At 40.7% G+C, this 6,948-nt stretch carries 5 protein-coding genes and 14 tRNA genes; all 19 read right to left on the reverse strand.

Annotation, left to right across the window (positions count from 1 at the left end):
* Nucleotides 1-12: 12 nt before the first annotated feature.
* The 19 genes from plsX to AC4HAI_RS08795 all read right to left on the reverse strand — a co-directional run bounded on the left by plsX (nt 13) and on the right by AC4HAI_RS08795 (nt 6,907).
* Nucleotides 13-1,002, reverse strand: coding sequence for a phosphate acyltransferase PlsX (gene plsX, locus AC4HAI_RS08705; protein WP_491079672.1), 990 nt, complete (start codon nt 1,000-1,002; stop codon nt 13-15).
* Between the two features lie 170 nt (nt 1,003-1,172).
* Nucleotides 1,173-1,928, reverse strand: coding sequence for a DNA repair protein RecO (gene recO, locus AC4HAI_RS08710; protein WP_491079673.1), 756 nt, complete (start codon nt 1,926-1,928; stop codon nt 1,173-1,175).
* Nucleotides 1,918-3,093, reverse strand: coding sequence for a pyridoxal phosphate-dependent aminotransferase (locus AC4HAI_RS08715; protein WP_491079674.1), 1,176 nt, complete (start codon nt 3,091-3,093; stop codon nt 1,918-1,920). The genes recO and AC4HAI_RS08715 overlap by 11 nt, the downstream gene beginning before the upstream one ends.
* Nucleotides 3,094-3,184: 91 nt before the next feature.
* A complete protein-coding gene (locus tag AC4HAI_RS08720; RefSeq protein WP_491079675.1) occupies nt 3,185-4,153 on the reverse strand; it encodes a ribose-phosphate diphosphokinase in 969 nt (322 codons plus the stop codon).
* Between the two features lie 109 nt (nt 4,154-4,262).
* A complete protein-coding gene (locus tag AC4HAI_RS08725; RefSeq protein ID WP_491079753.1) occupies nt 4,263-5,576 on the reverse strand; it encodes a CHAP domain-containing protein in 1,314 nt (437 codons plus the stop codon).
* 115 nt (nt 5,577-5,691) lie between these two features.
* Nucleotides 5,692-5,779: transfer RNA gene (locus tag AC4HAI_RS08730), tRNA-Ser, on the reverse strand.
* Between the two features lie 4 nt (nt 5,780-5,783).
* Nucleotides 5,784-5,855: transfer RNA gene (locus AC4HAI_RS08735), tRNA-Glu, on the reverse strand.
* Between the two features lie 6 nt (nt 5,856-5,861).
* A tRNA-Ile gene (locus tag AC4HAI_RS08740) sits at nt 5,862-5,935 on the reverse strand.
* 42 nt (nt 5,936-5,977) lie between these two features.
* A tRNA-Gly gene (locus tag AC4HAI_RS08745) sits at nt 5,978-6,048 on the reverse strand.
* A gap of 12 nt (nt 6,049-6,060) precedes the next feature.
* Nucleotides 6,061-6,133 (reverse strand) — tRNA-Phe (locus AC4HAI_RS08750).
* A gap of 12 nt (nt 6,134-6,145) precedes the next feature.
* Nucleotides 6,146-6,219 (reverse strand) — tRNA-Met (locus AC4HAI_RS08755).
* Between the two features lie 8 nt (nt 6,220-6,227).
* Nucleotides 6,228-6,317 (reverse strand) — tRNA-Ser (locus AC4HAI_RS08760).
* Nucleotides 6,318-6,330: 13 nt separating this feature from the next.
* A tRNA-Ile gene (locus AC4HAI_RS08765) sits at nt 6,331-6,404 on the reverse strand.
* A 17-nt stretch (nt 6,405-6,421) separates the two neighbouring features.
* Nucleotides 6,422-6,495 (reverse strand) — tRNA-Met (locus AC4HAI_RS08770).
* Between the two features lie 3 nt (nt 6,496-6,498).
* A tRNA-Pro gene (locus AC4HAI_RS08775) sits at nt 6,499-6,572 on the reverse strand.
* A gap of 8 nt (nt 6,573-6,580) precedes the next feature.
* A tRNA-Arg gene (locus AC4HAI_RS08780) sits at nt 6,581-6,654 on the reverse strand.
* Between the two features lie 10 nt (nt 6,655-6,664).
* Nucleotides 6,665-6,750: transfer RNA gene (locus AC4HAI_RS08785), tRNA-Leu, on the reverse strand.
* Between the two features lie 9 nt (nt 6,751-6,759).
* A tRNA-Gly gene (locus AC4HAI_RS08790) sits at nt 6,760-6,831 on the reverse strand.
* Between the two features lie 3 nt (nt 6,832-6,834).
* A tRNA-Thr gene (locus AC4HAI_RS08795) sits at nt 6,835-6,907 on the reverse strand.
* Nucleotides 6,908-6,948 lie beyond the last annotated feature (41 nt).

Consider the following 6,948-nt stretch of genomic DNA (forward strand, 5'->3'; position numbering starts at 1 on the left):
TTTCCTCCTCACCTATTTAGAAAATTCATCAACAATTTTAGGAACAACATCATTTTTTAACATACTACGCACCTGCTTGATAGTATAGTAAACTGCATTAGCATCACTTGATCCATGACACTTGACAACAGGTGCCTGTAAACCAATCAAAACAGCACCGCCAGCAGAAGAGTAGTCCATTACACCACGTAGACTGTAGAGACTATCCTTCATCAAGAAAGCCCCAAGTTTCGTCTTGATGCCACCTTCTTTAATAACTGATTTGAGAGTCTGTAAAATAGACAAACCAGTTCCCTCAATAGTTTTCAAAACTGCATTACCTGTAAAACCATCAGCAACTACAACATCAGCAACCCCATTGAGTAACTCACGCGCCTCAATATTCCCAATAAAATTAATTGAGGGTTCTTCAGATAATAAACCAAAAACTTCCTTGCGTAAAGGATCTCCCTTGGTCGCTTCTGTCCCATTATTTAAAAGACCCACACGAGGACGCTCAATGCCACGTACAGCTTCTGCATAATAAGATCCTAAAATAGCATATTGATGCAGGTGAGCAGCGGAATTCTCAGCATTCGCCCCTAAATCAAGCATATCAAATCCCTTACCGTCCATTGTTGGCAATGTAGAGAGTAAAGCTGGACGATCAATCCCCTTGATGCGCCCAACAACGAATAAACCAGCTGCCAAAAGAGCACCTGTATTACCAGCAGAAATCAAAGCATCTGCCTCTTGATCACTGACCGCTTGAGCACCTAATACCATAGAAGCCTGCTTTTTCTTTCGAATAGATCTAACCGGCTCATCATCAGAATTAATCTTTTCATCTGTATGAATCACCTCAACACGTTCATCAACAGTCAAGTATTCATTGATTTTTGATTCATTCCCGTACAATCTCACCTTAATATCTTGAAACTCTTCTAACGCCTTGTTAACACCCTCTATGATAGCTTGTGGGGCATTATCGCCACCCATAGCATCAATAGCAATTGTTCTCATACCTACCCTCCTTAATCACATCAAAAATTTCGCTCATGTATTATAGCATAATGCCCCTGCAAATGCACCCTGACCATAAATTAAAATCAAACTCCATTATATACTTAAAAACAGTGCCATATTTATAGTCACTGTTTCAAAACAAAAGATGCCTAACTAACTTTTTGAGATCATCTCATAATATCTCCCCACTTAGCAAGATCATCAATGAATTTTTTAGACTTCAAATGGATACCAACATAATTATCGTAAATATCATCCAAAAATAATCGCAACTTCTTTTTCATTCCATCCTGGATAGAAATCGTTTGTAACTCCTCAAAAGAAACTGACTGAAAGCGATCTAAAAGATAAGGAACATTAGGATCCAGGTGACTTCTTCTATCATCCCTATCATAATGCTCCGGACACAATAATCCAGAGTATTGATAGGAAAAATCAAACCGCTGACCGACACGATGGCAAAAAACACAATCATGAAAATTAAGCTGAACACCAAAACGATCAAGCACTTGTAATTCAAAAATATTAGTTAGTATCTCATAATCCAATCCTTGCTCCATCAGCTCCAAAGTTTTCAATAAAAAGACAAAGAGTTGAGGATCATAAGTCCCATCAGCAATAGCAACATCTACTAGAGATACAATATAACTCGCATAAGACAAAACAAAGATATCCTGATTAATCGATTTAAAAGTCTCAACCTCACGATAATCATCAATATAGGATAGACCGTCATCATTAATTTTCATGATAAACTCAGCAACAGTTAAGGGTTGTATCACGGAAGCTAACTTAGATCGACTAACATGCTTAACAAAGAACATCCGCTTACCAGCCCCTTCCGTAAAGATTTTAACCAACTTATCATCCTCACGATAATTACGATTAAAAAGGACTATCCCTCGTGATTCTTTAGTCTGCATAGGCTTCCATATACTCTTTGAGCCGCTTCATCGCTTCCTTAATGGTTTCCATACTAGCTGCATAAGATATACGAAGATATCCCTCACCATATTGGCCAAAAGCCACACCAGGAATCATAGCTACAGCCTTTTGATGAGCAAAAACTTTCAAAAATTTAAAAGAATCCTGACCAGCAGAGACTGGAATTTTTGCAAATATATAAAAAGCACCAGTAGGTTTAATAATCTTGAAGTTCATTTCCTCCATCTTATCAATAATATAATCACGACGCTTAATATATTCTTTTTTCATTAGTAGAGCATCATTTTTCCCAGCCGTAAGAGCTTCAATCGCAGCAAATTGAGCATTAGTTGTTGCTGCCGTCACCAAGTACTGATGGCTCTTAATTAATTGAGCAGTTATTGACTCAGGTGCAAATATAAAACCAATTCGCCAACCTGTCATAGCATGAGATTTAGATAAACCATTAATAATAATCGACTGGTCATGAAGATATTCACCAATAGAAACATGACTGTCATCAGTATAAGTAAGCTCAGAGTAAACCTCATCGCTAATGACAAAAATGTTATACTTCCTTAAAACATCTGCGAAAGCCTTAATTTGCTCACGTGAATAAGTGACACCAGTAGGATTAGTCGGATAATTCAAAAGTACCGCTTTAAGCTTATCCCCCTGCTCAATAATTGCTGTCTCCAACTGATCAGGCGTTAAAACAAAATCATTAGCTGTCGTATCAATTTCAACAATTTTAGCGCCCACAAGGTTAACAATAGGCTCATAACCAGGATAAGCAGGAGCTGGTAGCAAAACCGTATCACCAGGCTCTAAAATAGCTGATAAAGTTGCAGAAAGTGCTTCAGTCGCTCCAATAGTTACCAAAATCTCAGATTCTGGTTTATAAGTTAAATGATACTTTTCTCTGACAAAATCAGCTGCTGCCTGGCGTAATTCCAACAAACCAGCCATACCAGTATAGTGACTCTGATTAGCATCAATAGCCGACTTTGCTGCTTCCTTAACATGATCCGGAGTCGTAAAATCAGGTTCTCCCAAGGTCAGCTTTAAAATACCCGGAACAGATGAAATTGACTGATCAAACTGACGGATTAAAGACACTTCAATTTTATCCAGATTTTTATTAAAACGTTTTGTTAAATCCATGGTCTATACCTCACAAAGATGTTACCTTCTATTATACAGCAATTTCAAATAAAAAGAAAAAGAGGTAGAACCCCCTCTATAAAATCAATAATTATCTTGCAACTTCAAGTTCAAATAATGGAGAAAGTGGACGTTTTTCATGAATACGAATAATAGCATCAGCAATCAAGTCAGCAATAGAAATCTGCTCGATTTTATCAATCAGACGCTCTTTCGACATCGAAATAGTATCCAAAACAACTAATTTTTTAATCGCAGAATTTTCAATATTATCAAGCGCTGGACCAGATAAAACAGGATGTGTACAAGATGCATACACTTCTGTAGCACCAGCATCGGCTAAAGCATTCGCAGCGTGACAAATAGTTCCAGCAGTATCAATCATATCATCTATCAGAATACAAATCTTACCTTCAACATTTCCGATAATATTCATAACTTCACTAGTATTCATTTTATCAACACTACGACGCTTATCAATAATAGCAATCGGCGTACGGAGATATTGAGATAATTTACGTGCACGGGTCACACCACCATGGTCTGGACTCACCACAACCACGTCCTCCCCTTCAAAACCTTGACGAAGGAAATAATCTGCAATTAACGGCGCTCCCATCAAATGATCGACAGGAATATCAAAAAAACCTTGAATTTGAGCAGCATGCAAGTCAACTGTCAATAAGCGATCGACACCCGCAACCTCAAGCATATTGGCTACAAGTTTTGAAGTAATAGGCTCGCGTGAACGAGCTTTACGATCCTGACGAGCATAACCATAGTAAGGAATAACCACGCTAACAGATTCAGCACTAGCGCGCTTAAGTGCATCCACCATAATTAAAATTTCCATCAAATTACTATTAACAGGCGAACTCGTTGACTGTAATATAAAAACATGATGGCCCCGGATAGATTCTTCAATATTAACTTGAATCTCACCATCAGAAAATTCACGAACAGTAGCCCTACCAAGAGGAATGCCAATAGAATCAGCAACCTTCTCAGCCAGATCCTGATTTGATGACAAAGCAAACAACTTCAGATTATTAAATGACATGACTTCCTCCAAAAATTTCTCCCACTAATATTCTACCGTTTTTCTACCATATTTTCAATTTAAAGTCATATAACAAAAAGAGAGCAAATTTGCTCTCTTCTTAACTCTATTATTGGTAGATATAATATACTGAACCCCAATATCCAGAAGATGGATTGAAAGTTCCACGATAATTACCAACAGACATATTACCATTGAAATTAGATTCACTAACCTGAATAGCATTAGCATTTTGAACAGAAGTAACGACCGCAACGTGACCATAGCCTCCACCATCACTTGGCCAAACAGCAATAGCACCCTCACGAGGAGTAGAACCTATAGTGTGACCAGCGGCTTGTGCACTAGCACCCCATTGATTAGCATTACCCCAATTATTTCCAACCCATGAAAGTTGAGCCTTAACACCCCAAGTACATTGACCTACAGGATATGTATTTGGACCACTTGCTACGGCAGAACGAACTCGAGCAGCAGGCTTACTTACAGCTGCAGTAGCAGTACTTCTAGCTGGAGCTTGAGTTTGAGACGCAGATTTAGGTTGCTCACCTGCTTGTGAATTAGCAGTAGTTGGTGCTTGACTTGCAGCATCTGATGCTGAAGTTTCAGCAGTAGCAGAATCATCAGTTGATGCTGCTTGTTTATCTTCTTGAACAGACTCAGACTCAGCCACTGATTCTGATTGAGCAACAGCAGCTTCTGAAGCAGCAATAGCTTCAGATTCTGATTGTGATGCTGCAACACTAGCAGCCTCACTCTCAGAAGTAGCTTTTTCAGCAACTAAAGCTTCTTTACTAGCTTGAGCATTAGCAATTTCAGTAGCTAATGCTGCCTGTGCAGCCTCTAAGTTAGCTTGTTGATTAGCAAGTTCAATTTGATTAGCAGCAACAACAGCTTGACTTGCAGAAACCTGATTAATTGCTGCCTGATTTGCAGTTTGCTTAGCCTCAAGAATTGTCTTGTCAGCTTCTTGTTCAGCTAATTGTGCCTGGCTCGCAGAAACAATTTCATGAATAGAAACAACTCGACTAATCGCATCAGAAATAGATTTAGAATTCAAAATAGTATTCACATAATTTGAAGAAGTACTATTTTTCTGAGCATTACGAGCTTGAGATTCAATTGACTCATTCCTAGCAACAATTTTTTCAGACAAACCTTGAATTTGTGATGACAAAGTTCCTGCTTGAGCCTGCAAAGTATCATTTTGTGCTTGGAGTTCAGCTCCTTGACCAGCTAAGATTGACTGTTGCCCCTGAATAAGCAATGATTGGGCACTAGCAGCTTCAGACTGAGCAGATAGATTATTAATAATAGCATCTTGACCGGCAATAGCAGTATCATAGTCATCTGCATTTACATGCGCAGTAGTTGCTAATGCAACCCCACTAAGTAGTACTGTCGATAAAATACGTTTTTTCATACTTGATTATTACTCCCATCTTTATATAAGACCACTCTATTATAGCAAAAAAAAAAGCCTGTTGATTACAGGGGTATTACAATTCATTTAAATACAAATAATTAATATTAAAAGACGGAGAATGGGGGATTCGAACCCCCGCGTCAGTTTCCCGACCTAACGATTTAGCAAACCGTCCTCTTCAGCCTCTTGAGTAATTCTCCAAAATAGTCCGTACGGGATTCGAACCCGTGTTACCGCCGTGAAAAGGCGGTGTCTTAACCCCTTGACCAACGGACCATTATATGGGCACAAGTGGACTCGAACCACCGACCTCACGCTTATCAGGCGTGCGCTCTAACCAGCTGAGCTATGCGCCCAAGCATTACTGCTCAGTATATAATAATCTTTATTATTATAAAAGCGGGTGACGAGAATCGAACTCGCGACAACAGCTTGGAAGGCTGTAGTTTTACCACTAAACTACACCCGCATTTAATAAAAATGGCGCGAGACGGAATCGAACCGCCGACACATGGAGCTTCAATCCATTGCTCTACCAACTGAGCTACCGAGCCAACCTATAATAATTGCGGGAGCAGGATTTGAACCTACGACCTTCGGGTTATGAGCCCGACGAGCTACCTAACTGCTCCATCCCGCGATAAGTAAAGGAGGATGTGGGATTCGAACCCACGCACGCTGTTACACGCCTGACGGTTTTCAAGACCGTTCCCTTCAGCCAGACTTGGGTAATCCTCCAAATATTATAATATGGACCTTGTAGGACTCGAACCTACGACCGCTCGGTTATGAGCCGAGTGCTCTAACCAGTTGAGCTAAAGGTCCAGTATCCATAATATATATAGCGGCGAAGGGGATCGAACCCCCGACCTCCCGGGTATGAACCGGACGCTCTAGCCAGCTGAGCTACACCGCCATATCGGGAAGACAGGATTCGAACCTGCGACCCCTTGGTCCCAAACCAAGTGCTCTACCAAGCTGAGCTACTTCCCGTATATGTATGCACCCTAGAGGAGTCGAACCTCTAACCGCCTGATTCGTAGTCAGGTACTCTATCCAGTTGAGCTAAGGGTGCCCCTTAGAAATGCCGAGAACCGGAATCGAACCGGTACGAAGGTTACCCTTCGCAGGATTTTAAGTCCTGTGCGTCTGCCAGTTCCGCCACCCCGGCCAATCCTCAAGCGAACGACGGGATTCGAACCCGCGACCCCCACCTTGGCAAGGTGATGTTCTACCACTGAACTACGTTCGCAAATGCCGGCTACATGACTTGAACACGCGACCCTCTGATTACAAATCAGATGCTCTACCAACTGAGCTAAGCCGGCCTATTATGATGCGGGTTAAGGGACTTGAACCCCCACGCCGT

This window comes from Streptococcus sp. ALY_208, assembly GCF_058314295.1.

Excerpts from the sequence above, each read along its gene's own strand:
- plsX (WP_491079672.1), bottom strand. The coding sequence starts at position 1,002 with ATGAGAACAATTGCTATTGATGCTATGGGTGGCGATAATGCCCCACAA.
- recO (WP_491079673.1), bottom strand. The coding sequence starts at position 1,928 with ATGCAGACTAAAGAATCACGAGGGATAGTCCTTTTTAATCGTAATTAT.
- AC4HAI_RS08715 (WP_491079674.1), bottom strand. The coding sequence starts at position 3,093 with ATGGATTTAACAAAACGTTTTAATAAAAATCTGGATAAAATTGAAGTG.
- AC4HAI_RS08720 (WP_491079675.1), bottom strand. The coding sequence starts at position 4,153 with ATGTCATTTAATAATCTGAAGTTGTTTGCTTTGTCATCAAATCAGGAT.
- AC4HAI_RS08725 (WP_491079753.1), bottom strand. The coding sequence starts at position 5,576 with ATGAAAAAACGTATTTTATCGACAGTACTACTTAGTGGGGTTGCATTA.